The organism is Synergistaceae bacterium, from assembly GCA_012728235.1.
Lineage (GTDB): Bacteria > Synergistota > Synergistia > Synergistales > Synergistaceae > JAAYFL01.
The window spans coordinates 1-2,773 of the sequence record JAAYFL010000131.1 but is presented as its reverse complement, the minus strand read 5'-3'; the positions used below and the strand labels follow the sequence as shown (position 1 = coordinate 2,773).

At 41.2% G+C, this 2,773-nt stretch carries 1 protein-coding gene; it reads right to left on the bottom strand.

All coding sequences use genetic code 11. The features are described from left to right. Positions 1–370 precede the first annotated feature (370 nt). Positions 371–2,773 (bottom strand): hypothetical protein (locus tag GXZ13_07220; GenBank protein ID NLX75597.1); only part of this gene is annotated, 2,403 nt, incomplete at its 5' end.

Sequence of the window (2,773 nt, the reverse complement as noted above, 5' to 3'; positions counted from 1 at the left end):
GTATTTTTGATTTCCAAACAGCATTATGAGGCTGCAGGCAAAAGTTTGGACCGAATAGCTTATAAAGATAACCCATGCTTTCCCATGAAAAGAGAACAAAGGGGTGGGCTAGTGATGGATTACAAAACACAATTAATTTAGAAATACTAGATAACATCTGACTAGTCTCCCCATTTTAAGAAATTATGAATTCTGCAAAGGGCCACCCCTACTTAAGAAATTTTTCCTTTTCTTTTAGATGAAGAACCTTTACTAAATTACTGAGTAAAGACCTATCCCTAGCATGTAAAAATCCCGGAGACAATTCTCCGGGATTTGAAAGCTTATTCTAGTAATTATCTTCTAATAAAACTTACCTTAGGAATCCAGCTTAGAAACCATCATGCTCTTCTCTTCTTACCAGCAGACTACCTGCCAAAGCCAATAGTGATAGGGAAATAAGGAGCAATCCTCTTAGGTTTCTAGATCCGGTAGGTGGAAGCTTTTTAATCTCGACAGGCTTTTCAACCTTAAGCTCTACTGTGACCTGGGCTTCAACTGGTTCTTTCAGTTCTTTTGCCTTAGCTTGAACCTTGTTTAATACCTGGCCTTCTTCAAGGTCGACCTGGCCAATCCTAAAGATTCCTTCTATAGTAATCTTTTCACCCGGTGCCAAGCTTTCGATAATTCTATCAATATCAAGTAATGAATCCACCACCCTTATCTTGGTCAGGGTTATGTTACCCTGGTTTTCAAGAATTATATTGTAGTGAATCTCATCACCCAAACCAACTTTACCATCGCCATTAGCATCCACATACTTGCCCAGCTTTTTGAGGTCAAGTTTTGGAGTTTGTTCGAGGAAGGTCTCTAATTCAAAGTCATCCTCAACTTCCTGATCCTTAGAATCTAGGCCACTGGCTAGGATTAGGTTTACCACTAAGCCCCTATCCAAATCTTCCTGGGTAAAGAAGTAGCCGCCCTCAAGTTCAACCAGCTCACCTGGAACCAGACTTAAAATCATCTCATCTAGACCTATTAGGGGGTCTTGGATTCTGATGCCATGAAGAGTGATATTACCTGTATTCTGGATGCTAATCAGATAGTCTATCCTATCACCTACATTCACCTCACCATCGCCGTTGGCGTCCACATACTCGGCTGTCTTGATAGCTTCTATATCTGGATTAGCTTCCAGTGGGGTCTCAAGCTCTACCTCTTCTTCTAGTTTCTCTTCCCTAGGATCGTAGGCAGAAGCCTCAGCTAGGTTTAGCACATAACCCCTATCCAGGTCTTCCTGGGTAACGGCATATGACTTGATAAAATCTCTATACTCTCCTGGTTCTAAGCTCTCTATTTCTTCTTGAAGATCCAACAGATTATCTTCCACTACTATCATCCACAGCCTTGTATTACCTTCATTAGATACTCTAATCCTGTAAATCAATTCATCTCCAGCACTTAGAGAATCTCCTTCTAGGCTAGCAAACTTCTCAATTTTTAGTTTAGACTCTCTTTCCAGCTCTGTGTATTCAAAGTAGCTGCTGGAAGCTTCTTCCTCATCCTTATCCTTAGCCTGGACGCTAACCCAGTTAATCAAAATCCCTGCGTCTATATCATCCTGGTCTAGGAGATGGAAGCCTGTGAACTCAAGCTCTTCGCTTGGAGCCATAGTAGTAATAAGCTCATCAATACCAAGAAGCTCATCTTCAAGTCTTACATCAAAGAGAGTTACATTGCCCCTGTTAATAAGACTGATCTTGTAATCTACCCTGTCACCAGGTCTTGGCAGACCTTCTTCCCTCTCCACTATTGCTTCTTTAGTAACTTCTATAAGAGGTAGGTGGGATAGTAGGGTTATATCACTGTCTTCAGCTTCAACCAATTCACTTAGTTCATCATCGTCTGATATAAGAATTATTGAGAACTTTTCTCCCTGAGCATGGACTAGGTTGAAAACTTGACCTTCATCTATCTCTTCTTGCTTAATTAGATAGAGGACCTCAAAGCTCTTACCTTGACCGGGCACTAGAAGGTCAATTGACTCTACTAGCTCAAGCAGCTCGTCTTCAACTAAAACACTAACCAGAGTTACATTGCCAGTATTCTCTACATAGATGTCATAGGCAATTCCATCACCTACATTTACGACTCCGTCACTATTAAGATCAACATAGCTTCCTTCTTTAGTAACTGAAATTTCAACTACTTGAGGAAGATCAGTTTTATCCTCTGGCTCTTCAGGATCTTCAATCTCATCAACCTCAAGCTCCAGTTTATTATAGACAAAACCTAGATCTAGGTTAATTTGATTAAAGAAGTAGCTACCTGTGAATTCCAGCATCTGGCCTGGAGCCAGCTCATCAACATGCTCATCCAAACCTATCATGTCATCAAGAACATTGATGTTGTGAAGGGTAATGTTACCGGTATTTCCTATAGTGATAAGATAGTCTATCCTATCACCTACATTAACCTTGCCATCACCATTGGCATCTACATAGACTCCTGACTTCTTAGCTTCAAGATCCGGATTTATATCTAGTTCGACAATCTCCTCATCCTCGTCTCCATGGTCTTCACCATCTGGATCCTTGGCTGTTACTGTTGCCTTGTTGAGGACCTGACCCTTATCTAGGTCTGCCTGAGTAATCTCATAGTCTACCGAGAGGCTTGCTGACTGACCTGGAGCCAGCTTGTCTATTAACTCATCTAGATCTACCAGCCCATCCTTAACCTCAACATCTTTAAGAGTCACATTGCCTGTATTTCTTACGACGATGGTGTAGACAAT